The organism is Caulobacter sp. UNC279MFTsu5.1, assembly GCF_900114015.1.
Lineage (GTDB): Bacteria > Pseudomonadota > Alphaproteobacteria > Caulobacterales > Caulobacteraceae > Caulobacter.
Genome location: NZ_FORN01000011.1, coordinates 23,247 through 49,655 on the forward strand (window position 1 = coordinate 23,247; position 26,409 = coordinate 49,655).

Consider the following 26,409-nt stretch of genomic DNA (forward strand, 5'->3'; position numbering starts at 1 on the left):
GCTAGGCGGGGCGCGAACGGACGAGCCGGGCCGTCAGGCGGCGGCCTTCCTCCACCAGGGGGTGGCGGCAGAGCACCAGGGTGACGGCCCAGAGCGCCACGCCCAGGACGACGGCGGCGGCCACCTGCCAGAGCGGCGTGGCCGGATCGCCATGGACGGCCAGCATCAGCGCGCCGGCCGGCGCGACCGCCGCCAGGGCCAGCAGGAACGACCGGCCGTAGATCGGCACGACGTCGGCGGTGGTGGTTTCGGTCAGCCGCGCCAGGGGCGGGCGGTACATCAGGATCGCCGTCGCCGCGTCGACCAGGCGCGCCGCCGCGGCGCCCAGAAGGCCGCCGACGAATGCGCCGCCGGTGAAACAGGCCAGGCTCAGCCCCGCGCGGCGGTACTCGATCTTGACCTGCAGCTTGGTCTCGTCGCGGATGACGAACACCTCCCAGGTCATGGTCACGCAGGTCAGGAGCACGCCGGCCAGGGCCAGCATCGACAGCAACGGCGCGGCCCCGGCCCATTTGGGACCGTAGAGCAGGTGGACCAGCGGTCCCGACAGCACGGCGATGCCGGCGAAGGCGGGCCAGAGCAGGGCGGTCATGTTGGCCAGCACGCCCAGATAGGCCTCGCGCAGCGAGCCGGTCTTGCGCTGCTGCTCGGCCAGGTCGGCGAACACCACCTTGGTGAAGACCGTGTGGATGTTGTCCCAGATCACGCTGTGCAGTGAGGCGGCGCGCGAGAAGAGGCCCAGGGCGCTCAAGCCCAGGATGCGCCCCAGGATCAGCTCGCCCAGACGGGTCGACAGCGTGTTGACCCCGCCGATCGCCACCATCCGCAGGCCGAAGGTCATCACCGTTCGCCAGCGCGCCAGGCTCAGGCGCAGGGCGAAGTGACGAAAGCCGAAGGCGTTGACGATCACCACGGCGGTGATCGCGCCCGCCAGGTTCCCCCAGGCCATGCTCATATAGCTGTGGCCGGCCAGCACGCTCAGGATCGTGACGCCCGACGCCACGGCCGCCTTGCCGGCCGAGGCCATGGCGATCTTGGAAAACTGCAGTTCGCGCTGCAGCAGGCCGGATGGGCGCAGCTCGAAGATGCCGACCAGCGGCGCGACGGCGATCAGGGCCATGACCGATTCCACCCCGGGTTCGGCATAGACCCGCGCGGCGACGAAGCTGGCGGCGTAGACCAGCAGGGCCAGCAGGATGTTCAGCGCGGCGTTGACCGTGAAGACGGTGTCGACCAACGCCGCATCCAGCTCCCGCTCGCGCACCAGCAGGCTCAGCAGGCTGAAGGTCTGCAGCGTCGCCAACAGGCCGTTCGTGGACAGGGCCACGGCGTACACCCCCACCTCGTACGGCGAGAGCAGGCGCGTGACGACGATCTGGGTGCCGAACTGCAGACCGAAGAACAGGATCTGCGCCCCGGCGCTCCAAATCAGATTGCGCCTAATGGACATCGGGCGGGGGCTCCGGTTGCGCGCGATCGTCGGCGGTCGACGCCCCGCCGGGGATACGGCGATCGGGGCGCGCCGTCGAGGTCATCGGGCCTGCTTCCGGACCTGATCGCCCAGATTCATGCGCCGCGCCACGACGCGTGACCCCGACTGGCTGAAATGATCGTTGTCGAGATAGAGCGCGCGGCCGGCGGTCTCGACCTGGCATCGGTCGGCGTCGCAAAGAACCTGGTCGAAGCCGATGACCGGAACGATCTTCCGCCGTTCGACCTCCGCCAGGAACTTCAGCACCGGGGCGCGCCGCCGCCAGTACTCGCCGCGGTCGATGGCGCAGTCGGCGGTCGGAAGCACCGACCAGAGCCCGGCGTGCAGGCGGTCGACGCAACGGCCGATATTGTAGGACGCCGAGGGCGGCGGCGCGACCAGCACCACGCGCTTGCCCTGGCGGCGCAGGGCGTCGACGGTGCGGGCCAGGCCGGTCAGCAGCCGGGCGTCGTCCTGCGGGAGATCTACCAGCCCGTCCGGCGTCCGGGCCAGCACGCGCCAGTCGCCGTCCTCGGCCCCGCGCACGTATTGGGTCAGGGCGCTGGACAGGACCACCGTGTCGATCTCGGGCCGCCGAGCCAGGTCGTCGAGCACCTGGCGGTTGAAGCGCAGGCAGCTTTCCGCCCAGGGTCGGCGATAGAGCGCGCCGTTGATCGGGGCGATGTCGAGGAACGGCCCGCAGACGGTGCGGGTCGCCTGGGCCACGCCGCCGGGCGACGTCTCGGCCAGGCCGCCGGCCAGGTGCATGCCGAACGAGTCGCCCCAGACCAGGGTCCGGGCGTGGGGCGCGCTCTGGCAAGCGGGGTCGCGCTGGAAGTCGTCCTTGAACACGCAGCGCTCGTCCAGGCCGACGTTCCATTCCCGGTCCGGCAGATTCGGATGCGGCGTGTGGCGGGCCCACAGCACCGAGGCGGCGACCGCCACCGTGGGGATGGCGACCAGCACGGCGATCGCTCTCGCGTCCACCTTGAAGCGCCGCAGCGGTTGCTCGACCAGGCTGTACTGGAGCGCGGCGAGGCCGAAGCTGGCGGCCAGCAGCAGCGCGTTGACGCTCCACGGGACGGGGCCGACGAAGACGTTGTTGGCGAAGGCGAACAGCGGCCAGTGCACCAGATAGAGCGAGTAGGAGCGGTCGCCGATCGGGATCAGCGGGGCCAGCGGTCCGGCCGGGCGCACCGTCTGGCCGCTGACCAGCAGGACGGCCGTGGCCAGGCAGACGACGATGGCGGCGAGCCCGGGGTGGCCGCGCTCGGTGGCGATGAACGGCGTGACCAGCAGGACCAGGGCGCAGGCCGGTCGCGCCCAGCGGCTGATCCGCTCCAGCGTGACGCCGCGCCGGGCGATCAGGGCGGCGGCCGAGCCGGCGCCCAGCTCCCAGGCCCGGGTCGGCAGGAAATAGAACGCCGCCGAGGGGCTGCGCTGCACGGCGTAGAGGCAGAGCGCCGCGCTGGCGATCGTCAGCAGCAGGACGGCGGGCAGGCGGAACCGCCGGGGACACAGCACCGCCAGCAGGGGAAGGGCGAGATAGTACTGCTCCTCGATGGCCAGAGACCACATGTGCAGCAGGGGCTTGAGCGCCGCGCCGCTGTCGAAGTAGTCGATCTGCCGCCACAGGATCATGTTGGTCGTGAACGTGAAGGCGCCGACCAGTTGCTGGACGAACTTGGCGTTCTCGAAGACGTCCAGCAGGAAGGGCGCGGCCGCGGCGGTGACCGCCAGGGTCGAATAGGCCGCCGGCAGCAGGCGTCGCACGCGCCGGGCGTAGAAGCTTCGGAAGCTGAACCGCCCCGCGTCGATCTCGCCCTCAATGATCCGCATCATCAGGTAGCCGGAGATCACGAAGAAGATGTCGACGCCCAGGAAGCCGCCGGGCAGGTAGACCAGACGGGCATGGTCGACGACGACCAGCAGGACGGCCAGGGCGCGCAGGGCCTGGATGTCGGCGCGGACGCCCGTGGTCCGCGGCGGCCCGGTCGGATCAGTCATCCTGGCGGGCGGGAACGGCGAGGGTGACCGCGTCGAGCGCCCGGGCCGGCGGGGTCCGTCGCCGGAAGAAGCCGGTGATCAGGCTCCAGGCGCCCACGTTCCAGGCGACGAGGGAATAGACCCCCAGGCCGGGCGAGCCGCGTCGCCAGCTCAACAGCGCCAAGGGCGCCAGCAGCAGCAGGGCGAAGGCCGCGGCGCGCGCCGCCAGCGGCAGGGGGGCGACCAGGCAGGCGATCAGCAGCGCCCACCAGGCCATCACCGCCAGGCCGTTGCGGATGTGGCCCAGGCGGCGGAGCACGAGCGGCAGGTGCGGCCGGCCCAGCGCGCCGCGCAGGACCTCGCCGGCCGCGCCGGCGTAGCCGGATTTCAACCGCCGCCAGAGCATGCGGTAGCCCTCGGTCTGGTGGCCGTAGTGGTCGACGGCGGGGTGGTCGATTCGCGCCAGCTTCCACCCCTGGGCGCCCAGCCGCGCGGCCAGCTCGAACTCTTCGAAGGCGTGCAGGTTGCGATCGGCGAAGTGGCCGACCTGGCGGACGGCCGAGACGCGGTAGAGGCCGCCGCAGTCGAGGCGGTCGACGAGGCCGGGCCGCCAGTTGCGGTCGTTGTTCACGGCGGCGGCCCGGATCTGGAACTCGTGCCCCTCGACGTTCATCTCGCGGACCAGGCCGCCGACCGCCGCCAGCTCCGGATGCGCCTCCAGGTGGGCGATGGCGGCGGGCAGGAAGCCGGGGTCCAGCACCATGTCGCCGTCCAGCAGATAGAAGTAGTCGCCGTCCGCCTGCTGGAAGGCCAACTGCGCGCCGGCCCCGCACGAACGCTCGGACGGATCGGCCAGCTGGACGATGCGGACCGGCAGGGCCGAGGCGATTTCCAGGGTCCTGTCGGTGGAGCCGGAATCGGCCAGGACCACCTCGCCGCCGAACGGTTCGGCCGCGCGCAGGGCGCTGGTCAGCGCCTCGGCGATGCGCCGCTCCTCGTTCAAGGCCTTGACGCCGATGGTCAGCTTCATGAGGGGAGCTCCGCCGGGGCGACGGTTTGTTCGGTCCCGCTTCGCCAGCGCGCCGTCTCCCGCCAGATCCACAATGCGAAGACCGCCTCGCCCAGCAGCACGCCGACCAGGGAATAGAGCGGGCCGCCCAGGAGCAGCAGCGCCAGGACCCCGATCAGGGAAACGCCGCACGAGATCATGCTGGCGTGGGCCAGGGGCCTGAACTGACCGGCCGCCTGCAGCAGGACGCTCTCGGCTGTCCGCACCGTGCGCACGCCGGCGATGGCCAGCCACAGCAGGGTTCCGATCATCAGATAGCTTCTGTCGTAGCGTGTGGGGAACAGAAGCCCTGGCCCATAGCGCATCAGCGCCAGCGCCGCGACCACCGTGGCCGTCCAGGCGACGATCAGCATGATCCGGAAGAACCGCATGGTGGCCAGCGCCTCGCGTCCGTGGTCCTGCGCCAGCTGCCGGGCCATCTGGGGGCGTTCGAACTCGGTCAGGGCGTTGGTGACCACGCTGATCGGCCGCATCAGCAGGGCGCTGGCGGCCAGCGGGGCGAAGGCGGTCGCGCCGCTGATCAGGGTGACGATATAGGCGTGGGCGTTGGCGGTGGCCTCGGTCGTCAGCACGCCGGTCAGCGACCAGCCCGAATGCTCGCGCCAGACCCGCGCATAGGCGGCCGAGGCCTTGAGCGAGACCTCGCCGAACTGTTGCTTGAGATAGCGGGGTCCGAACGGCGCCAGGCTCAGCGCCGCTCCCGTTAGCAGGCTGGCATAGGCCGGCGCGGCCGAGCTGGCGTGGGTGACGGCCACCAGGCCGACGCCGGCCAGCAGCACGATGGTGTAGATGATGTCCGACGTCATCGTCCGCCATGGCCGGCCCGTCGCGTAGGCGTAGGCCCGCGCGAACCAGCGCAGCAGCATCGCCATGGCGTAGGCGGCGAACAGCAGGCTGGCGGCGGGATCGGCGTGCAGCAGCACCCCCAGCACGGCGAAGACCGCGAAGGCGAAGATCGCCAGCCACAGGTTTGTCGACATCAGGCATCGGCGCATCGGGCCGTCGCGTGCTTCGTCGCCCGACAGCAGGATCGGCATGGGCGCGCAGAACAGCGCGCTCCACAGTCCCAGGCTGAACTGGGAGGCCACCAGCAGGAACGAGAAGGCCCCGAACGCGCCCGGGTCCAGCACGTGCAGCAGTTGCACGGACAGCACGAACTGGGCGCCGGCGCTGCCGACCGGCCCGACGGACGCCAATCCGTAGCGCACGGTCCTGGCGACCATGCGCGCCAGGGGAGGTCGCGGCGATGCGGGATCAGGGGCGGGCATGGCTGTCGGCCCGGATCAGGCGCGGACCGTCGATCTGCGGCGCGAAGATGACCCCTCGCGTCGTTCCGGCGACGACGCGCGAACCGGCTTCGAGGGGCGGCGCGTGATCACGCCGGTCAGGGCGATGGTGAACATCAGGAAGACCTCGATGATCGTGTCGCGCTCCAGCAGGCTGGACTCGGTCATGTTGTGGCCGGCGCAGAACACCAGCATGGCGACCAGCAGGGCCACCTGCGATCGTCCGGCGACACTGGTGCTCAGCAGTCGAGCGGCGGGTGCGATGATCGTGGCGACGACCGCCAGGATCAGACCCGGCACGCCGACCTGGACCAGCAGGTCGATATAGCCGTTATGGCCGTTGCCCAGCTCGCTGACCCAGTTCTTGGTGTACTGATAGACGGGGCTGTTTTCGCCGATGTTCCAGAACGAACCGTAGCCGGAACCGGTGAACGGATGGTCCTTGGCGTAGTTGAACAGGTACGGCCAGATCTCCCCCCGGCCGGTCAGGGCGTCCTTGCGCTGGAACGGGCCGAGCATTTCATCCCACCATTTAAGCGAGCTCATCATGGCGATGATGCTGCCGATCAGCAGGACCGGGATCAGCGCGATCCGGTATTTCGGCTTGAACCGCAGGGCGATCGCGCCTGACACCAGGGCGGTGACCAGCATGCCCATCGACGTTTTCGACTGGGTGCGGAACAAGTAGTAGGCCGTGGCCACGATGATGGCCAGCCGCAGCGCCAGCCACATGCGTTGGCCGCCGAAGGTGAAGATCAGGATGGTCATGGCGCAGATGGCGCCGGTGAAGTTCTTTTGCGGGAGCAGGCCGCGCCAATCGCCGACCAGGCCCTTGTCCATTGAGTCGGCCAGGCTGTGCACGGCCGACGGCGAAACCGCGATCGCGACGTAGTTGGCCACGAGAAGGGCGGTCAGGAAGATCATCAGCGTCTTGATCGTCCGGTCGTAGCCGCAATCGTCGACCACGAGGAAGATCGTCCAGATGATCATCGTGGTCAGAAGCAGGCGGCGAGAGCTGATCAGCGGGTCGATCGCCCAGGTCAGGCTCAGCCAGCACCAGCCGACCGCCAACATCAGCGTCATCGGCACGATCAGCAGCTTTCGCCATTGCTGGAAGACGCCGACCGCCCACAGGGTGGCGGCGAAGAGGATGGCGTAGGTGACCTGCCGGAAGATGTTCCCGCTGCCGGTCATCGGGCCGCCGGTGGTGATGATCGGCGCGACCACCATCAAGCTCAGCAGCACGAACAGGATGTAGGCCGCCGGGATCAGGAACGGCCGGGGGCCTGTCCTGCGTCGACGCTCACCGGTTTCCGCCATGTCACGCCCTCCTGTTGCGGCTGAGGTTTCGATGTGCGCCCGCCATGCTCAGGCCATGAGCCGTTCGTAGGACGTAATCATGGCGCCGTAGGTCGCCGCCGCGCCCAGGGCGGTCGCGCGCGCGGCGGCGGCGGCATAGTGAGCGGGGTCGTCCAGCAGCCGCAGGATTTCGCGCGCCAGCGACCGGTCGTCATGCACGCCCACCACGACGCCGCAGAGCGCGCCGTCGGGCCCTGAGACGCCCTCGACCTGGACCCGCGCATCGGAGACCACCAGCGGCAGGCCCAGCTTGGCCGCTTCGATCAGAGCCAGGCTATGGCCCTCGAACAGGCTGGGTTGAACGAACACGTCGCCCCTAGCCAGGACCTCCAGCGCCTCGGCGCGGGGATGAAAGCCGAGGAACTGGACACGATCGGCCACGCCGAGCTCGACCGCCAGCGCCCGCAGCGCCGGCGCCTCGGATCCATCGCCGACGATGCGCACGACGACGTCGGGCATGTGCGCGGCGGCGCGGATCAGGACCGGATAGTTCTTCTGCTCGGCCAGCCGGCCGATGGCGACGACCTGACGCCCGGTCCGGCGACCTTGGCGCGCCTCCGCCAGGCGGGCGATCCTCGCTTCGATATCGGGCGGCAGGGCGTTCTTGATGGTTATCAGCTTGGCGCGATAGGCCGCCGGCTTGCCGCGGTGCGTGCGCTGCACCGCCTCGGACACGCCCACGACGTGGGCGACGCTGGCCAGGGAACCGGTCAGGCCGTCGATCAGGTTCAGGGCGCGGTTGTAGGTGTCGGACGGCGTGTGGTGCGAAATGACCACCCGGACCGGTCGATGAGCCAGGGTGGCGGCGATCGCCGCCAGGACATTGGCGGCGGGCAGGGCCGTGAACACGACGTCGGCCTGGAACGCGTCGAACAGGCGCGCCAGGTCGCGGACCATGGCCAGTTTGGCGCCCAGCGACGCCGGTCTTTCGGGCACGACATAGGTCCAGGCGGCCGGGGGGGCGGTTTCCTGGGCGGGGGCGTCGCCAGGATAGAGCGCCGCGAGCATCACCTGATGGCCGCGCGCCCGCAATCCTTCCGCCAGGTTGGCCCAGATCTCCTGGGCGCCGCCGGGCGTCGAATGCGAGACCAGGAAGATGACCCTGCGCGCGGTGGAAAGCGACGCGTGAGGGGGCCCGGAGACGGCCTGAAGGGTCACCGGCCGGCTCTCGGATGGAAGAGCCGCGGAGGAAGCGTTTTCGGTCAGCCTCGCGGTCACGGCGTCTTGGCGTCCCTCAGGGCCGGGGCGCTGTCGGTGGTCTGGGTCGCCAGATAGAAGAGCGCCGGCAGATTGGTTCTGAAATACCGACCGCTCAACCGAAAGGGTTCGTTGATCGTCCGGTGCAGCCACTCCAGGCCGATGATCTGCATCCACCGGGGCGCGCGTTTGAACTTGCCCGAATAGTGGTCGAACATCCCGCCGCAGGTCCGGATCCAGCCGATGCCCGAAAGGCGCTCGCGATTCCTGTGGGCGAAGGCTTCCTGCAGCGGACTGCCCAGCCCGACCCACATCACGTCCGTCTTCAGGGCCACGACCTCCGCGCAGATCCCCGCCTCGTCCTCCTCGGTGAAGTAGCCGTTGCGGACGCCCACGATCTCCAGACCCGGATACAGGGCGCGGAAGTGTTGCGCGGCCTTCTCCGCCACGCCGGGCTTGGCGCCGAGAAAATAGAACTTCAGGCCCTCGCGCGCGGCGACGGCCGCGGCGTCGTTGATGAAGTCCGTGGTGGCCACGCGCTCCCTCAAGGGTTCGGCGCACAGCAGTTGGGTGGCCATCACCAGCGGCATGCCGTCGGCGTCGACGATATCGGCCTCGAGGATCAGATCGCGAAACGCGGCGCTGCGGTGGAAGTCGGCGATGACCGCGCCGTTGGAGGAGACGACTATGCGCGGATAGCCCTTCTTTCCCGCCCGCGCCGCCTGGACGTCTTCCAGCATCACGGCCGCGAGCTCCGCGCGGGTCAGGCGCGTGGTGGGCACTCCGCCCACCAGGAGAGTGCGCAACGCCCCCGGCCTATCTGGCATGCAGTTCGCCAATCCTGAACAGACTCAACGCCATGATTTCGGTCGATATCCTTCGTGCCCGCTCAGGGCCGCATTTGCTGTTCGGATTGTGGCTCTGGCGCGACGTCACGAGGGCAGAGCGGGTGAAATCAAAGGGCTCGCGAGATCAGCACTCCTGAGATGACGTCGCCGGATCTACATGTCCGAAAGGCCACCTCATACACAAGCGTATCGTGTCGTTTTTGAAATGTCCGTGTGATCTCGATCAATTTTTTGCCACTTGAGAACGCCCGACGCGTTCGGAGCGCGTTGGGCGGACCTTGGGTGCATCCCTAAGCTCAAGACTTTGGCCGAGATTTGGAGACAAAAGGCTTAATTTTGGCCTCGATTTGGAATGCCTATATCAATCAAAGGTTTAGTTGGTTTTTGGCTCGTCATCCGCTGTATTGGTCAATGGTTAAGCTCCATCAGGCCGCAATCTAGCTTCGCCATTGCGTGAACGCGAACTGCAGGCCAAGCAGGAAGGCCCAGGACGCGGCGATGGAAGGCACCTGCAGCGCGTAGTCGGTGGCTCCGTGGAGGAGAACCACGACGCTGGAGGCCACCAGCCCCCGCGCCAGCGTCTGACCGGAGCGCATCTTGGCGATGTGGAGGGCGGAGATCAGCATGATCGCGGCCACGAGGGCGAACATGGGCAGAGCTCCGGCGACGCCGGCTTCCTCCAGCCATTGGATATAGACGTTGTGGGCGGCCCGGATCGACCACAGGACGGCATAGTTGTCCGTCGTCAAGGCTTTGCCGTTGACGTCGTTGAACGATCCCAGTCCGTGTCCGAAGACCGGCGAAGCCAGGAACGCCCCCCAGTGAGTCGAGAAGATTTGGCCGCGAATGGTGGCGTCGGAATCCAGTTCGTCCACGCGAGTCCATAGGGGCAGCGAGGCGACGGCGATGATAGCCAGCGCCGTCGCGGCGAGAACGAGGTCGCGCGGGCGGACGGTCAGGCGGATCTTGCGCTGCGACGCCAAGTCCCAAACCAGGAGCAGGACAATCGACGCGCCCGTGGCCGCCAAACCCATGCGAGACGCGGTCAGGACCAGGCAGATGGCGATGAAGAAGAGGCTTCCGGCGGGCGTCGCGAGCTTGCGCAACCGGTCTTTCTGGTCCAGCCGGGCCGTCCGTCGCAACTGCCGGAGAAAGAAGGCGACGCCGATGACCGCCAGCATGCCGAACACGGTGGCCCCGCTGTTGGCGCTCAGGAAGCCCCCGGAAAGCCGGCCTCGGACTTGGAGGCCGGCCAGGAAGAAAACGATCGACAGGGCGGCGTAGACGCCGCCCAGCAGAATGATCCATTCGATCGTCGTGCGGGCCCGTTCGCCGCGCGCGCCGTGAACACAGCCCAGGACGAAGATGCAGGCCAGGCCGCCGAGCTTGACCATTTCCAGCCAGGTCGCCGACCGGTTGACGGACAGCACGCCGGGCGCGCCCGTCAGCGTCCACATGGAGGCCGAGGCCGGCGACGCCGGCAGATAGAGCGTCAGGAGGGCGACGGCCAGTACGGTCGCGAACAACGCCAGCAGGGGCCAGACGAAACCCAGCTCCGCCAGCTCGTCTCGGACGCGCGGCCGGGTCAGCACCGCGCACAGGGCCAGCGCCAGGGCCAGGGAGAATCCCTGGGCCATAAGCGTCTGGTTCGCGCCCGCCGCCAGATGGGTCAGATAGAGAGCGCCGGGCGTCAGGGCCAGCGCCAGCCTCCGCCAACGCGTTTCCGCGGAGGCGGGGGCGCGCGAAACCAGAAGGCGCCGCTGACGGCGCCGCGCTTGCCGGGTGGCCATGACGGCGTCGGCTAGAACTGGGTCGTCAGCGAAAGGGTGACCCGATTAGCCGTATAGTTGGGGCCGCTGCTGGTCCCGTCGGACGACTGCTTTGTGCGATAGTAGCGCAGGGTGACGCCGAGGTTGCGATTGACCAGATAGTTGCCGCCGAGCGCGAACTCGGTCCGGTCGTCATTTCGGTCGATGCCGTTGTAGTCGTCGTCCACGCGCTTGGCGCTGGCGCTAAGGATCACGTTGCGCAGCAATTCGTGGTCGATGCTCAGGCCGAGGTTCGTCGACAGATAGCCGCCCGCGCCCACGACGCCGGCGTCTTCGATGCCGCGCGACGCCGTGGCGGTGATGGTGGTGAGCTCGGTCGGGAACCACTCCAACCGGGTGCGCGAGCCGAAGCCGTGAATGTCGCCATAGGCGGCGTTGTCGAACGATTGGCTGAGGTAGCCGACAGCCACTTCGCCGCGGACGACGGCGCCCAGCTCGAAGTTGACGCCGGTGAGCAGCTCATAGCCGTTTGAATCGCGCGTCGGCGTGGCGACGGTGCCGGTGTCGTAGTTGCGCTTGTTGCCGGTGACCGCGACGAAGACCGCGGTCGCCGGGCTGACGGCGTAGTCCGCGCGGCCCTGCAGGCTGCTGTTGATGCGGTCGCGAGCGTCCTGATCGATGACGTTGCCGTTCAGGTCGAAGCCGTCCTTGTAGTTGTAGGACTGGACGTCGGCGCGGACCGTCAGCTTGGTGCGGCCGACGATCCGGCTGGTCGACAGATAGGCCTGGGCCTGATCGTATTTGATCGGGTCGCGCGCCGAAACCGCCGTGTTCGACGCGGTGCGCGGCTCGATCGCCTTGATGTAGTCCGCGCCCAGAGCGAGGTTGAACTCGCGCAAGACATCGACGCGGCCGGTGCCGCCGATGCTCCAGTTGTTGGCGTTTTCGGTGTGGTACTTCTCGTTGCGAATGAAGTCGCCGCGGACGTAGGCGTTCAGCTGATGCCGCGACCAGTTCGAATTGAGGGTCGCCGACGGCCGGGCGTGGAAGGCCCAGTCGCTGACCGGACCGGTCTCGACGGCGAAGACGTTGTCGCTGTTTTCGTTGTCGAGCTGAAGGCGGGGAAACAGCGAAAACGTCCCGACCGTGGCGCCGATCGCCTCGTATTCGGGATGCGGCCGTTCCAGGACCGCGACGCTCCGATCGCGTGCGAACAGATCGGTCGTGCGAGCCTGGGCCGAATCGAGAGCCTGGCCGAACGAAGTCGTCGGACAGACGCTCGCCGCGACGGCGAGAATAAAGCAGGCCTTGGCGGCGTTCATCTTGATGTCGGTCGCCCGCATGCGGTCAAGCCTCTCGTTCCGTTCAGTCACTTTGCAACCCTTGAAGCAATTTCATGTCGGCCTTTAGGCCGAGCGGTAGTCCGAACCGCCGCCGCCGCCCGTAGCGCCGGGAGCGGAGATGGGCGGGCCGCCAGCGGGACCGATCGCGCCGGGGCCTTCCTGAACCTTGATGGCCGCCTGGACCTTGGCCAGCACTTCAGCCAGGGCGGAAGCGATGGCGGGGGTCAGGGTTCCCGCGGCCTGCATGTTCGTCTGGGCGAGCTGCAGGGCGCTCACGGCCGTGAGCGGTTCGACGCCGCTGGTCGCGATGGTCTGCTCCAGAGCCGACACGATGGCCGCGTGGGTCGCATCGGCCGTCAGGGACTTCGAAATCGCCCCCGCTTCCGCAGCCTGCGCCGCGATCGCCAGAGCCGAGGCCAGAGGGCCGGGATCGGGCGTCGGCGCCTGAGCGACCGCGACGAGCGGTGAAGCCGCCAGGCTCATCACCGCAGTAGCCGCCATCGCGCGCATGGCGATGGCCACGAGTGTGTTTCTGTTCATCTAATAACCCCCTCGCCGTGAAATCAATTCACGGCCTATCGACGCCCCAGCAAAGGCGGCGCCAATCCTCTCTCGATAGCGGTAAGCCCGACTGCCGCAAAACGTGTAAAGCTACGGCTTGGGCGTTTACTATAACTTGAAAATCGGCGCAACATCCATGCGTGAGCAGAGAATCTGAAGAATAAACGACTATTCTGCCGCTTTTGCGAGCAAACCGTGATCTCTCAGCGCATCGTTGTGACCTGAGCGCTCGATCAACGCGGCCGCCCAGCGCCCCGTTGGATTGTGAATGGCGCGGACAATATCGGGGCCGCCGCTGTGATAGCGGGCGAAGTTCCTCATTTCATTCACCGCCAGGGCCCTCAAGGCGGGTGTCGTTTCGGGCCAGTGTTCGAATATGAAACGCAGGCGCCAGCGCGTGACGTCCGGACCGAGCGGAGCGGCCTGGTAGGATTTGTCGAGATAGTCGAGGGCTTGGCCGTCGAGCGTCTGGGTCCCGAGCTGCCGCACATAGGCGCGCCGCAGCCAGGCGTTCGCCGTGGCGGGAGCTTGCGCCAGGGCGGCCTGGCTTTCCTGGTCGGCTTTGATGGTCTGGGGATACTGGGCCGAGAGCGCCCGATCGGCGCGCATCTCGTGGACGGGCGCGAGGTCGGGCGAGATCTCGGTCGGCCAGATCAGTCCCGCGGTGGTGATCGCCGCGCCGCCCGCGGCCGCAATCGCCAGGGCGACGATCGCGGTCGTTTTCAATGTCCTGGGCGTCGTGCGCGCCATTCCTAGCCCCCTAGTCGATCGATGCGCCGGCATCTGCATCGCGCAATATTGCCACTCTATTATGATCGCGCGCTCGTGGCGGCGAGCAAATCATGTCGCGGTTGCGACGATGAAGCCCAGCCCCTTGCTAAAGTCGGGCCTGTCTGCTTTTGAACAAGCTATCGCCACACCGCTATGGTTTCGACGGTCGGAAAGAGGATTTCGATATGCGGCACTTCTTGCGTCTCTGCGCCATGAGCCTGGTTCTGGCCTTCGGAGGCGCCGCTTGCGCACAGACGCCCGCTGGGCCAGCGGCCGCCGCTCCCGCCGCCGTGAGCGCCGAGGCCGCCGCTCGCGCCGTGCCGGAGTATCGGCTGGGCGTCGCGGACAAGGTGCGCGTCAACGTCTTCGGCGAGGAAGCTCTCACCGGTGAGTTCCTGGTCGGCGGCGGCGGCAAGGTCTCGCTGCCGTTGATCGGCGAGGTGCAGGCGGCCGGCCTGACGATCTCGCAATTCCAGGAGGAGATCAGCAACGAGCTGCGCAAGGGCTATATCAAGGAGCCGCGCGTCAGCGCCGAGGTGCTGAACTATCGCCCCTTCTATATCCTGGGCGAGGTGAACAAGCCCGGCGAGTATCCCTACACCAACAATCTCACCGTCCTGAACGCGGTGGCCACGGCCGAAGGCTTCACCTATCGCGCCAACAAGCGCATGGTCTACATCAAGCGCGCCGAGGATCCGGCCGAGCAGCCCTATCCGCTGACGCCTCTGACCAAGGTCGCGCCCGGCGACACCATTCGTATTGGCGAGCGTTATTTCTAGGCTTTTCGACGTTTTGAATTTGGATCGTTACCCTTGCTCCGCACCAACCGCCTGCTCCGTCACGCGCCCAGGCGTCTGTCGGGGCGGGCGCGTCTCGATGGGGTCATGACGGATTGGATGGGGGATGATCGGTAACTGGTTAGCGCGCCGGAAGTCATCGAATGCCGGACCGACCGCCAGTGTGCCGCCGGGTACGGTGGTGTGGACGGTCGGGGACATTCATGGCCGCCTCGATCTTCTGCGCCCCCTGCTCAGCGCCATCCTGGAAGATTTCGGCCGCAGCGCCGGGGCCCGGAAGGTGCTGATCTTTCTGGGCGACTACGTGGACCGCGGCCCGGAATCCAAGGGCGTGATCGACCTGTTGTGCCGCCTGGCCGACGGCGGCGGGGTCGAAACCATCTTCCTGCGCGGCAACCACGAAGATCGGATGGCGGCCTTCCTCGAGGATCCCGGCATCGGGCCGACATGGTGCGACTACGGAGGGCGCGAGGCGCTCCGGTCGTACGGCGTGACCGCGCCGGCCGATCGTGCCGACAAGGAGGCGTGGGCCGCCGCGTCGGCCAGCCTCAACGCCGCCCTCAGCGACCGTCACCGGGTCTTCCTTCGTGACCTGCAATACAGCGTCAGCGTCGGCGACTATTTCTTCGTGCACGCCGGCGCGCGGCCCGGCGTGCCGCTGGACCAGCAGTCCAGGCACGACATGATGTGGATCCGGCAGAGCTTCCTGGACGACGGCCGAACCTTCGAGAAGATCGTCGTGCACGGTCATACGCCGGCCGACGACATCCAGTCCGACCACCGCCGGCTGGGCCTGGACACAGGCGCTTACGCCACGGGGGTGCTGACCGCGGTCCGCCTGGAAGCCGCCGAGCGCGAGGCGTTGCAGACCGCCATGACGGGCTCCGGCGTCGAGCTCTGGCGCAGCGAGGTCGAGACGATCAGGAGCGCGAAACGCTCGGCGCGATAGCGACCCGCCGGCGCCTTCCGGTCCGTCCGCCCAGACGAACGCGCCGAAACGCTTTTTTTGCATCTTGGCCGCTACAAGTCGCAGGTAATCCCTGGGGGACCTGCGCTTGCTGAAGGTTTTGACCTGCCTGACCACGGAGCACGACCTGCGCCTGGTCGTGGTCGCCGGCCTGATCTGCTTCGCCGCGTGCTTCACGGCGTTCCGGCTCTATTCCCGCATGCGGGGAGCCAAGGGCGTGGTGCGGGCCGCCTGGCTGCTGCTGACCGGGCTGGTGTCCGGATCGGGCGTGTGGGCCACCCACTTCATCGCCATGGTCGCCTACACCCCGGGCCTGAAGACCGGCTACAGCCCTTCGGGCACTCTGCTGTCGCTGATGATCTCGGTGCTGTTCATGGCCGGCGGCTTCGCCGTGGCCTCGGCCCAGCGCACGCGCACCAATGACTTCGCCGGCGGCCTGATCCTCGGCATGGGCGTGGCCGCCATGCACTATACCGGCATGTCCGCCTTCGTGACCCAGGGCTTCGTGCAGTGGGAGCAGGCGACGATCGCCGCCTCCGTGCTGGCCGGGGTCATCGGCGCGGTGGCCGCCCTGCAGCTGGCGGGGCGCGCGCGCACCCTGCTCAAGCAACTGGGCGGCGGCCTAGTCCTCACGCTGGGGATCTGCGCCCTGCACTTCATCGGCATGGGCGCGATCACCATCGTGCCCGATCCGTCGATCAACGTGCCCGAGCAGATGCTGTCGGGCGCGATCCTGACATTGGCCGTGACCTCGATCACCAGCATGATCATCCTGGGCGGCCTGGGCGCGGTGGCGATCGAGTCCTCGACCAGCCGCTCGGCCCTGGACCGCATCCGCCGGCTGGCCAACGCCGCCTATGAGGGCATCGTCGTGGTCCAGGACGGCCGCATCAACGACGCCAACGCCGCGTTCTGCGAACTGGCCGGCATCGAGCTGGACGTGCTGCTGCGCGCGTCCCTGTCCGACCTGCTGACGCTCGACGGCGCCGCCCCCACCCGCGAGGGCGTGCGCCGCGAAGGTCTGCTGCAGCCCGCCGACGGCGGCCGCGCGATCCCGGTCGAGGTATTCTCGCGCCTGATGGACGACGGCGCCCGCTCGGAGACCTCGGGCCTGACGGTGCTGGCCGTCCGCGACCTGCGCGAGCGTCGCTCGGCCGAGGAGAAGATCCGCTACCTGGCCGAACACGACGGCCTGACCGGCCTGCCCAACCGCAATTCGCTGCAGACCCGCCTGGCCGCCGCCCTGGATCGCGTCGAGGCTTCGGGCGAGAGCCTGTCGCTGATCTGCATCGACCTGGATCATTTCAAGGAAGCCAACGACCTGCACGGCCACCTGGCGGGCGACGCCCTGCTGGTCGAGACCGCCCGCCGATTGCAGGACAGCCTGACCGCCCCGTCCTTCGCCGCCCGCCTGGGCGGTGACGAGTTCATCGTCGTCCAGGTGGCGGCCGGCGACCAGCCCGCCGCCGCCGCCGAGTTGGCCGGCCGGCTGCTGGAGACCCTGTCGGCGCCCGTCGTCCACGAAGGCCAGGAACTGGCCATGGGCGCCAGCCTGGGCGTCTCGCTGTTTCCCGACGACGGCCGCACGGCCGAGGCGCTGCTGGCCAACGCCGACATGGCGCTGTACCGCGCCAAGGAAGGCGGTCGCGGCGTCTATCGTTTCTTCAAGCGCGAGATGGACGAGACGATCCGCGAGCGCCGGACCATGGCCCGCGAGCTGCGCCAGGCGATCGCCGACGAGGAGCTGGTCGTCCACTACCAGCCGCTGGCCAAGGCGGCCGACGGCGAGGTCTGCGGCTTCGAGGCCCTGGTGCGCTGGAAGCATCCGGTGCGGGGCATGGTCCCGCCGCTGGAATTCATCCCGGTCGCCGAGGAGAACGGCCTGATCGCTCAGTTAGGCGAATGGGTCCTGCGCCGGGCCTGCGCCGACGCCGCCAGCTGGGAGCGGCCGCTGCGTATCGCGGTGAACCTGTCTCCGCTGCAGCTGAACCAGCCGAACCTGCCGACCCTGGTGCACGAAATCCTGATCCAGACCGGCTTGTCGCCCAAGCGGTTGGAGCTCGAGGTCACCGAGAGCGCCCTGTTCAAGGACTATCAGCGGGCGCTCGACAACTTGCGCCGATTGAAGGCCCTGGGCGTGCGGATCGCCATGGACGACTTCGGCACCGGCTTCTCGTCGTTGTCGACCCTGCAGTCGTTCCCGTTCGACAAGATCAAGATCGACAAGAGCTTCGTCGAGAACATCCACCGCCACGACCGCGCCACGGTGATCGTGCGCGCCGTGCTGGGCCTGGGCCGCAGCCTGGAAATCCCGTGCGTGGCCGAGGGCGTGGAGACCCAGGAGCAGATCGACTTCCTGCGCGGGGAGGATTGCGCCGAGCTGCAAGGCTATGCGATCGGCCGGCCCGCCGCGGTCGACACGCTGTCCGCCTGGACCCTGGCGAGCAAGGCCGCGGCGATCCCGTCGGAACCCCTCGCGGACAAAAAGGCGCAGAGGCGTAAGCTCGCCTGATCGGAGCTCAGTCTCAGGCCCGGCTTGCGAGCCTGGATATCGGTCGCGTCACCGGCTGATGGCGATGGCGCCGAAGATCAACGCCGCCCATACGGCCAAACTGAAGCCGATGCAGAGAAGCAGGGGCCATCGAATCTTGTACCTGGGCGGCGCACGCCGGGTCGCGCCCAGAAATGGAGTATTGTGCGTTTGAACGTTCGAGGGACCGAACTTCATTTGCGTTGCCTCCCGCGCCCGGCCTTGATCGAAGGTCTCAGCCTCGTCCTGCCGTGTACGCCTACGGATAAGATTCCTAGATTAGCTTAGGCGCAAGGCATACACACGCAAAGGGCGTGGAAAAATGCGTCAAATTCGCACAATACACCCATAAGATGGGTCGCGGTCGCGCTTCAGCCTCCGGCGGAACCGGCAATTTCCAACCCGCCGCCGGCGCATCGCGGCGCCGGCCCCAAGCTGTGCCTTTGACCTAGCGTCTCCGACTCATGCCGCCCATCAGGCCGCGCATGATCTCGCGCCCCGCCTGGTTGGCGATGGTCCGCAGCAGCGAGGTGGCGAAGGCCTCGCCCATCGACTGGCGGCTGGAGGCGCGGGGACGCGGCGCGGCGCGGGCCTCCCGCGCCTCCTCCCGCTCGCGCACCTTCTCCGCCGCGATCCGCTGGCGTTCGGCCTCGGCCTGGGCGGCGGCCGTGTCGGCCTGCTGCTGGGCCTGGGCGGCGCGGCCCTGCAGGGTCTCGTAGGCCGAGGCGCGGTCCAGCGTGGTGTCGTAGAGGCCGGCGACCGGGCTCTTGGCGATCAGGGCTGTGCGTTCCTCCGGCGTCAGCGGTCCGAGGCGCGAGGCCGGCGGGCGGATCAGCGTCTTCTGGACGACGCAGGGCGCGCCCTTGGCGTCCAGGGTGGAGATCAGGGCCTCGCCAACGCCCAGGGCCTGGATGGTCTCGGCGGTGTCGAAGGCCGGATTGACCCGGAACGACTGGGCGGCCGCCTTCAGCCCCTTCTGGTCGGCCGGCGTATAGGCCCGCAGGGCGTGCTGCACCCGCGCGCCGAGCTGACCCAGCACCGCGTCGGGAATGTCGGCCGGGTTCTGGGTAACGAAGTAGATGCCCACGCCCTTCGAGCGGATCAGCCGCACGACCTGCTCGATCTTCTCCAGCAGCGGCTTTTCGGCGTCGTTGAACAGCAGGTGGGCCTCGTCGAAGAAGAACACCAGCTTGGGTTTTTCGGGATCGCCCACCTCGGGCAGTTCCTCGAACAGCTCCGACAGCAGCCACAGCAGGAAGGTCGAATAGAGCTTGGGCGACTGGATCAGCTTGTCGGCCGCCAGCAGGTTGACGTAGCCGCGGCCAGCGACGTCGGTGCGCATCAGGTCGGCCAGCTTCAGGGCCGGCTCGCCGAAGAAGTTCTCGGCCCCCTGGCTCTGCAGGGTCAGCAGCTTGCGCTGGATCGCGCCCACCGTGGCCGGCGAGACGTTGCCGTATTGCGTGCCGATCTCGGCGGCGTGGTCGGCGACATATTTCAGGGCCGCCTGCAGGTCCTTCAGGTCCAGCAGCAAGAGGCCGTCCTGGTCGGCGACGTGGAAGACCACGGTCAGCACGCCTTCCTGCACGTCGTTCAGCTCGAGCAGCCGCGACAGCAGCAGCGGACCCATCTCGGAGATGGTGGTGCGGATCGGGTGGCCCTTCTGGCCGAACAGATCCCAGAACACCACCGGCGGGGCGGACGGCGTCAGGGTCAGGCCCATGGACGCGGCGCGCTCCAACATCCTGTCGTTGGGCGCGCCGATCGCGCCGACCCCTGACAGGTCGCCCTTCACGTCGGCCGCGAACACCGGCACGCCGGCGTCCGAGAAGGCCTGGGCCATGACCTGCAGGGTGACGGTCTTGCCCGTGCCGGTCGCGCCGGCCACCACGCCGTGGCGGTTGGAGCGATCGAGCCGCTGGGTCACCGGCCCGCCCTGCGCGCCCTCCTGGGCCAGTCCGATGAGGATTTCGCCTTCGCCGATCGCCAGGGTCATACGCCGCGTCCTTCACATTGAGCGCTTAAGCCTAGCCCCGGCCTTGCGCCGCGCCAATCGCCTCGCGCAATGTGGCGCCAGTCTTTTACAGACCGTTCGAGAAAGAGATCCCGCCGATGTCCATCTCCCCGTCGATCACCGGCCGCAACGCCCTGGTGTTCCTGGCGGTCATCGCCGGCGGCGCGACGCTGTACTGGATGCGCGGCATTCTCACGCCCCTGGCCATGGCGGTGTTCCTGGCGGTGATGATCGACAGCTTCGCCCGCGTGCTGGTCGAGCGCCTGCCGCGGTTCCCCCGTAACCTGGCCCTGCCGGCCGCGATCTTCCTGTCGATCGCCATGTTCGCGGCCTCGGTCTGGGTGGTCACCGCCAACGGCGCCAGCTTCGCGGGCCAGATCCGCGATTACGCGCCCCGCCTGAACGAGGTGATCGCCAAGGTCGCCGCGCTGGTCGGGATCAAGGTGGCGCCGACGATCGGCGACCTGATCAACCAGCTCGATCCCAGCAAGTACGCCGGAGCGGCCGCCCAGAGCCTGCAGAACTTCGCCTCCAACGCCATACTGGTGCTGATCTATCTGGGCTTCATCATCGCCTCGCGGCGGGGGTTCAATCGCAAGATCGTCGCGCTCTATCCGCATCATGCCGAGCGCGATGGGGCTGTGCAGCTGTTCCAGCGCATCCGCAACGGGGTCGAGCAGTACCTGTGGATCCAGACGGTCACCGGCCTGATGATCGCCGCCGCCGCCTGGGTGGTGATGATGCTGCTGCGCCTGGACAACGCCCTGTTCTGGGCCTTCCTGATCTTCGTGGCCGCCTACATCCCGATCATCGGCGGGGCGGTGGGCTGCATCCTGCCGCCGCTGTTCGCCCTGGTGCAGTTCCCCGACAGCTTCTGGCCGGCCCTGATCCTGTTCGGCGCCCTGGAGCTGATCTTCTTCGTGGTCGGCAACGTGATCTATCCACGCATGCAGGGCGACAGCCTGAACATCGACCCGACGGTCGTGCTGCTGTCACTGGCGGTGTGGGGCGCGCTGTGGGGCGTGACGGGCATGTTCCTGTCCACGCCGCTGACCGTCGCCCTGATGCTGGTCATGGCCCAGTTCGACGGCACGCGCTGGATCGCCATCCTGCTGTCGGAGGACGGCGATCCCAGCGGTTCGGGCCTGGACCGCAAGACGCCGGGCGCGCCGGGCAAGGCCCCGTCGGACAAAAAAGCGGGTTCCGCGTCGACTTCGCGACAGAAGTCGATCAAGGGGGCTTAACATCCCAGATGGCCTTCCTATCTAGATCCTGTCGGCAGCCCCCCATGCCGGCCCCGCACGACGCAGACCGATTTTCTGGAGCGTCCATGCGGAACCGCCCGCCTCCCCCCGGCGGGCCCGCGCCGCCGGTTCCCCCCAACCGGCGGCGCTTCCGTGTCCGGCCGACCGGGGAATTCATCTCGGTAAGATATTCTGCGCCTTTCCCTGGATACGGTTGAAACCGGGTCCGAAAAGGCTAGGTTGTCGCCAAAAATTCGCGAGGAAATCCCATGGTCGGTGAAAAACTTGACCCCAAGGCCGCCGCCACTCAACCGGAAGGCTTGATTTCGGCCTTCGGCGCGGCGCTGGGGCAGGGGACGCTGACCGCGACGCAGACCCAGTTCGCCGCCCAGGTCCAGGAAGACTGGTCGGCCGAGGAGCTGCCGGGCTTCGATCCGGCCGACGTCGGCCATGCCCTGGTCGATTTCTGGCGGTTTGGCGAGGGCGCTTCCGAACCCCTTGCGATCCGCGTCCGCCCGGCCGTTCGCGCCGACGGGACCGACCTGAAGAGCGACCTGCTGGAGATCGTCCAGCCCGACCGCCCGTTCCTGGTCGACAGCATCATGGGCGCCATCGCCGAGCAGGGCTTCTCGGTGCGGGCCATGTTCCACCCGGTGATCGACACCCCGGATATGGGCAAGGGGGCCGGCCGGCGCTCGATGATCCAGGTCTATCTGGCGCCGGTGGGCGAGGACCGCGAGGCCGCCCTGGTCGAGGGCGTCCGCGACGCCCTGGCCGACGTCCAGGTGGCGGTCGACGACTTCGCCGCCATGAAGGCCCTGATCCGACGCACGATCGACGAGCTGCGCGCCTCCAAGGCCCCGATCCCCGAGGGCGAGCGCGAGGAGGGCCTGGCCTTCCTCGACTGGCTGGAGGGCGACCGCTTCGTGTTCCTGGGCGCTCGGGTCTACGCCTATCCCCGCACGGCCGACGGCGGCTATGCGGCCGAGGAGCCGCTGTACCAACCCGAGGGCAGCCTGGGCGTGCTGCGCGACCAGACCCTGACCGTCCTGCGCCGGGGCAGCGAGCCGGCGGTCCTGTCGCCCCAGGTCCGCGACCACCTGCTGCTGGGCGCACCCCTTGTGGTGGCCAAGTCGAACCTGCGCTCCAAGGTTCATCGCCGCGGCTACATGGACTACGTCGGGGTGCGTCGGTACGGCGCCGACGGCAAGCCGTCGGGCGAGGTCCGGTTCGTGGGCCTGTTCACCGCCGAGGCCTACGAGACGCCCGCCCATGAGGTGCCGGTGATCCGCCGCAAGGTCGAGCACGTGCTCAAGGAGGCCGGCAAGGACCCCGAGGGTCACAGCGGCAAGCGTCTGCGCAACATCCTCGAGACCTGGCCGCGCGACGAGCTGTTTCAGATCTCCGAGGACGAGCTGCTGGCGATGGCCATGGGGGTGCTGCACCTCTACGACCGGCCGCGCGTGCGGCTGTTCGCCCGCAAGGACCCGTTCGACCGCTTCATCTCGGTGCTGATGTTCGTGCCGCGCGAGCGCTACGACAGCGGCGTGCGCGAGCGGGCCGGCAGAATCCTGGCCGAGGCGTTCGAGGGCCGGGTCAGCGCCTACTATCCCAGCTTCTCCGACGCGCCCCTGGCCCGCGTGCACTACGTGCTGGGCGTGACGCCCGGCAAGCATGGCGATCCGGATCTCGCGGTGCTGGAAGTCAAGGTCGCCGAGACCGCCCGCACCTGGGACGACCGCTTCGAGGCCGCCGTGCGCGACGGCGGGGCGCCGGGCCGGGTGGCGCAGACCCTGGCCCGCTGGCAGGGCGCCTTCCCGCCCGGCTATCGCGACCAGTACGACGCCGCCGAGGCCCTGGCCGACCTGGCCGTGGTCGACGACCTGACGGCGGACGAGCAGGTGCGGGTCCGCGCCTTCCGCCACGCCGACGACGACAAGCTGACCTTCCGCTTCAAGCTCTATCGCCCCGGCGCCGCCGCGCCCCTGGCCGACGTGCTGCCGATCCTCGAGCACATGGGCCTGAAGGCCCTGATCGAAGACGGCTTCAAGCTGACGCCCGTGGATGGCGTGCACGGCAAGGTCTGGGTGCACGAGTTCACCCTGCGCGACGAGCGCGGCGAGCACCTGTCGTTCGCCGACATCAAGACCGCCTTCGAGGCCGCCTTCGTGGCCATCTGGACCGGCCGCGCCGAGAGCGACGGCTTCAACCGCCTGGTGCTGGAGCTGGGCGTCGGCTGGCGCGAGGCCGCCCTGGTCCGCGCCCTGGCCCGCTATCGCCAGCAGACCGGCCTGGACCCCAGCCAGGGCGTGCAGGAGCAGGCGCTATCGGACAATCCGGGCGTCACCCGCCTGATCCTCGACCTGTTCCGCATCAAGTTCGACCCGGCCGTGCGCGCCGACCTGGCCGCCCGCGAGGCGCAGGCCAAGGCCGTCGAGGCCGGCATCGTCGAGGCCCTGCAGGCGGTCGAGAGCCTGGACGCCGACCGCGTCCTGCGCCGCATCGCCGCCCTGATCGGCGCCATCCAGCGCACCAACTTCTTCCAGGTCGGACCCGACGGCGAGCCCAAGCCCTACATCAGCTACAAGATCGCCTCGCGTGAGCTCGAGGACCTGCCGGCCCCCAAGCCCTATCGCGAGATCTACGTCTCGGCCCCGCATGTCGAGGGGGTGCATCTGCGCTTCGGGCCCGTCGCCCGGGGCGGGCTGCGCTGGAGCGACCGCCGCGACGACTTCCGCACCGAGGTGCTGGGCCTGGTCAAGGCCCAGCAGGTCAAGAACGCGGTCATCGTGCCGGTGGGCTCCAAAGGCGGCTTTTATCCCAAACAGCTGCCGCGCGGCGGCGACCGCGACGCCATCCAGGCCGAGGCGATCCGCGCCTACAAGACCTTCCTGTCGGGCCTGCTGGACATCACCGACAACATCGACGCCGACAACCGGATCGTGCCGCCGGCCGGGGTGGTCGTCCATGACGGCGAGGATCCCTATCTGGTCGTCGCCGCCGACAAGGGCACGGCCACCTTCTCCGACATCGCCAACGGCGTGGCCGAGGACTACGGCTTCTGGCTGGGCGACGCCTTCGCGTCCGGCGGTTCGGTCGGCTACGACCACAAGGTGATGGGCATCACCGCCCGCGGCGCCTGGGAGGCGGTCAAGCGCCATTTCCGCGAGTTGGGCAAGGACATCCAGACCGAGCCCTTCACCGCGGTCGGCGTCGGCGACATGAGCGGCGACGTGTTCGGCAACGGCATGCTGCTGTCCAGGCAGACCCGGCTGCTGGCCGCCTTCGACCATCGCCATATCTTCCTGGATCCCGATCCGGACCCCGCCGCCTCGTGGGCCGAGCGCGACCGGATGTTCAAGCTGCCGCGCTCGTCGTGGGACGACTACGACAAGAGCCTGATCTCCAAGGGCGGCGGGGTCTTCGCCCGCTCGCTGAAGACCATCCCGCTATCGCCGGAGGTGCGGGCGCTGTTCGAGATCAAGGCCGAGACGGTGACCCCGGCCGAGCTGCTGACCGCGATTCTCAAGTCGAAGGCCGAGCTGCTCTATCTCGGCGGCATCGGCACCTATGTGAAGGCCAGGGGCGAGAGCCAGGCCGAGGCGGGCGACAAGGCCAACGACGCCATCCGCGTCAACGGCGCCGATCTGCGGGTCAAGGTAGTGGGCGAGGGCGCGAACCTGGGCCTGACCCAGGCGGGCCGCATCGAGTTCGCCCAAATGGGTGCGGGAGGGGCAGGCGGGCGCCTGAACACCGACGCCATCGACAACTCGGCCGGCGTCGACAGCTCCGACCACGAGGTCAACATCAAGATCCTGACCGGGATCCTGGAGCGCGGCGGCGGCCTGACCCGGGAGGCCCGCAACCAACTGCTGCCGACCATGACCGACGACGTGGCCAGCCATGTCCTGGCCGACAACTACGACCAGACCCTGGCCCTGTCGCTGATGGAAAGCGACGCGGTCTCGGAGGTCGAGTCCCACGCCCGGTTCATGGCCGAGCTCGAGGCCAAGGGGCGGTTGGACCGCAAGGTCGAGGGGTTGCCGGAGGCGGCGGCGCTGACCGATCGCGCCAAGGCCGGCAAGGGTTTGACCCGGCCCGAAATGGCCGTGCTGCTGGCCTATGGCAAGATCGACCTGTTCGACGACATCGTCGCCTCGCAGGCGCCGGACGATCCGTGGTTCGAGGCGACGCTGAAGGGCTACTTTCCGCCGGCCCTGGGCCGGTACGGCGAGGCCATGCAGCAGCACCGCCTGAAGCGCGAGATCATCGCCACGGTGCTCGACAACCAGATGATCAACATGTGCGGCCCGACCTTTCCCAGCCGCCTGCGGGCCGCCGCCGCCTGCGACACCACGGCCCTGGTCATCGCCTTCGCCGCGGCGCGGGAGATCCTCGGAATCGACGCCCTGTGGGACCAGGTCTCGGCCCTGGACGGCAAGGCCTCGGCCAACGGCCAGCTGGCCCTCTACAAGGCGCTGGCCTACGCCCTGCGCAGCCTGACCTTCTGGCTGGCCCGCCGGGCCTTCAAGGACAAGTCGACCGTCCGGCAGCTGGTCGAGGCCTACGGGCCGTCGGTCAAGGCGCTGTCGGCCCTGGGAACCACGATCCTCTCACCGTTCGAGCAGAAGGCCGTGGCCAAGCGGGCCAAGGCCTATGTCGCCGACGGCGCGCCCGAGGCCCTGGCCCAGGCCGTGGCGGCCCTGCAGCCGGTGACCACCGCGGCCGACCTGGTCGACCTGGGCAACGCCTCCAGCTGGTCGGTCGAGAACGTGGCTCGCCTCTATCATCAGGTGGGCGCGGCCTTCGGCTTCGACCGCCTGCGCTCGGCGGCCGGTTCGTTCGTGGGCGGCGACGCCTTCGAGCGCCTGGCCGTCCGCCGGCTGATCGAGGACATGCTGGGCGAGCAGACCGCGATCACCCAGGCGGTGCTGAAGTTCGCCGCCAGCGCCCAGGCCGGCGACGACGAGGCCTCGGCCAAGGCGGCGGTCAGCTCGTGGGCCGCCCTGCGCACCGACGGGGTCCGAGCCGCCAAGCGCACGGTCGACGACATCGAGCAGGCCGGCGGCGGCTGGACCTTCGCCAAGCTGACCATCGCCAACGCGGCTCTGCGGGGCCTGGCGACCGCCAGCTAGGGCATGATCGGGGGACACGCCCATGTGCGTGTCCCCGCCAGCATCGCCGCCGCTCTGTTCGCTCA

General features: G+C 68.6%; 17 protein-coding genes. 5 read left to right on the forward strand and 12 right to left on the reverse strand.

Annotated features, from left to right (window positions below):
* Position 1: 1 nt before the first annotated feature.
* From BM066_RS08405 to BM066_RS08455, 11 genes are all read right to left on the reverse strand, one after another.
* Entirely contained in the window at positions 2 to 1,450 is a 1,449-nt protein-coding gene (locus BM066_RS08405; protein ID WP_018061179.1) for an oligosaccharide flippase family protein, read from the reverse strand.
* An 81-nt stretch (positions 1,451 to 1,531) separates the two neighbouring features.
* The gene (locus BM066_RS08410; protein WP_089926224.1) at positions 1,532 to 3,478 is read right to left on the reverse strand and encodes an acyltransferase family protein; all 1,947 of its coding nucleotides are present in this window, start codon (positions 3,476 to 3,478) and stop codon (positions 1,532 to 1,534) included.
* Complete coding sequence (locus BM066_RS08415; RefSeq protein WP_089926226.1) at positions 3,471 to 4,487, reverse strand: glycosyltransferase family 2 protein; 1,017 nt, start codon at positions 4,485 to 4,487, stop codon at positions 3,471 to 3,473. The genes BM066_RS08410 and BM066_RS08415 overlap by 8 nt, the downstream gene beginning before the upstream one ends.
* The gene (locus tag BM066_RS08420) at positions 4,484 to 5,749 is read right to left on the reverse strand and encodes an MATE family efflux transporter (RefSeq protein WP_089926229.1); all 1,266 of its coding nucleotides are present in this window, start codon (positions 5,747 to 5,749) and stop codon (positions 4,484 to 4,486) included. The genes BM066_RS08415 and BM066_RS08420 overlap by 4 nt, the downstream gene beginning before the upstream one ends.
* A 60-nt stretch (positions 5,750 to 5,809) precedes the next feature.
* The gene (locus tag BM066_RS08425) at positions 5,810 to 7,132 is read right to left on the reverse strand and encodes an O-antigen ligase family protein (RefSeq protein ID WP_089926232.1); all 1,323 of its coding nucleotides are present in this window, start codon (positions 7,130 to 7,132) and stop codon (positions 5,810 to 5,812) included.
* Between the two features lie 48 nt (positions 7,133 to 7,180).
* Complete coding sequence (locus tag BM066_RS08430; RefSeq protein WP_177218409.1) at positions 7,181 to 8,329, reverse strand: glycosyltransferase family 4 protein; 1,149 nt, start codon at positions 8,327 to 8,329, stop codon at positions 7,181 to 7,183.
* Positions 8,330 to 8,385: 56 nt separating this feature from the next.
* Positions 8,386 to 9,195, reverse strand: coding sequence for a WecB/TagA/CpsF family glycosyltransferase (locus tag BM066_RS08435; protein WP_218150900.1), 810 nt, complete (start codon positions 9,193 to 9,195; stop codon positions 8,386 to 8,388).
* Between the two features lie 458 nt (positions 9,196 to 9,653).
* Positions 9,654 to 11,006: an O-antigen ligase family protein gene (locus BM066_RS08440; RefSeq protein ID WP_089926238.1), complete on the reverse strand. Its 1,353-nt coding sequence runs from the start codon at positions 11,004 to 11,006 to the stop codon at positions 9,654 to 9,656.
* Positions 11,007 to 11,017: 11 nt separating this feature from the next.
* The gene (locus tag BM066_RS08445) at positions 11,018 to 12,328 is read right to left on the reverse strand and encodes an outer membrane beta-barrel protein (RefSeq protein ID WP_255367524.1); all 1,311 of its coding nucleotides are present in this window, start codon (positions 12,326 to 12,328) and stop codon (positions 11,018 to 11,020) included.
* Between the two features lie 63 nt (positions 12,329 to 12,391).
* Entirely contained in the window at positions 12,392 to 12,868 is a 477-nt protein-coding gene (locus BM066_RS08450) for a hypothetical protein (RefSeq protein ID WP_143093692.1), read from the reverse strand.
* 189 nt (positions 12,869 to 13,057) lie between these two features.
* Positions 13,058 to 13,639 carry a hypothetical protein gene (locus BM066_RS08455; RefSeq protein WP_143093693.1) on the reverse strand — a complete coding sequence of 194 codons (582 nt, stop codon included), beginning with the start codon at positions 13,637 to 13,639 and terminating at the stop codon, positions 13,058 to 13,060.
* Positions 13,640 to 13,845: 206 nt separating this feature from the next.
* Between BM066_RS08455 and BM066_RS08460 the strand changes: the two genes are divergently transcribed.
* From BM066_RS08460 to BM066_RS08470, 3 genes are all read left to right on the forward strand, one after another.
* Positions 13,846 to 14,439: a polysaccharide biosynthesis/export family protein gene (locus BM066_RS08460; RefSeq protein ID WP_255367525.1), complete on the forward strand. Its 594-nt coding sequence runs from the start codon at positions 13,846 to 13,848 to the stop codon at positions 14,437 to 14,439.
* 181 nt (positions 14,440 to 14,620) lie between these two features.
* Positions 14,621 to 15,406: a metallophosphoesterase family protein gene (locus tag BM066_RS08465; RefSeq protein WP_255367526.1), complete on the forward strand. Its 786-nt coding sequence runs from the start codon at positions 14,621 to 14,623 to the stop codon at positions 15,404 to 15,406.
* Between the two features lie 91 nt (positions 15,407 to 15,497).
* Positions 15,498 to 17,936, forward strand: a complete 2,439-nt coding sequence (locus tag BM066_RS08470) for an EAL domain-containing protein (RefSeq protein WP_255367531.1) — start codon at positions 15,498 to 15,500, stop codon at positions 17,934 to 17,936.
* 466 nt (positions 17,937 to 18,402) lie between these two features.
* Here BM066_RS08470 and BM066_RS08475 read toward each other — a convergent pair whose 3' ends face one another.
* Complete coding sequence (locus tag BM066_RS08475; protein WP_089926255.1) at positions 18,403 to 19,947, reverse strand: helicase HerA-like domain-containing protein; 1,545 nt, start codon at positions 19,945 to 19,947, stop codon at positions 18,403 to 18,405.
* Positions 19,948 to 20,063: 116 nt separating this feature from the next.
* On the opposite strand from BM066_RS08475, the gene BM066_RS08480 reads away from it, so the two are divergent.
* Complete coding sequence (locus BM066_RS08480) at positions 20,064 to 21,209, forward strand: AI-2E family transporter (protein WP_089926259.1); 1,146 nt, start codon at positions 20,064 to 20,066, stop codon at positions 21,207 to 21,209.
* Between the two features lie 269 nt (positions 21,210 to 21,478).
* A complete protein-coding gene (locus tag BM066_RS08485) occupies positions 21,479 to 26,344 on the forward strand; it encodes an NAD-glutamate dehydrogenase (RefSeq protein ID WP_089926262.1) in 4,866 nt (1,621 codons plus the stop codon).
* The last annotated feature ends 65 nt before the right edge of the window (positions 26,345 to 26,409 follow it).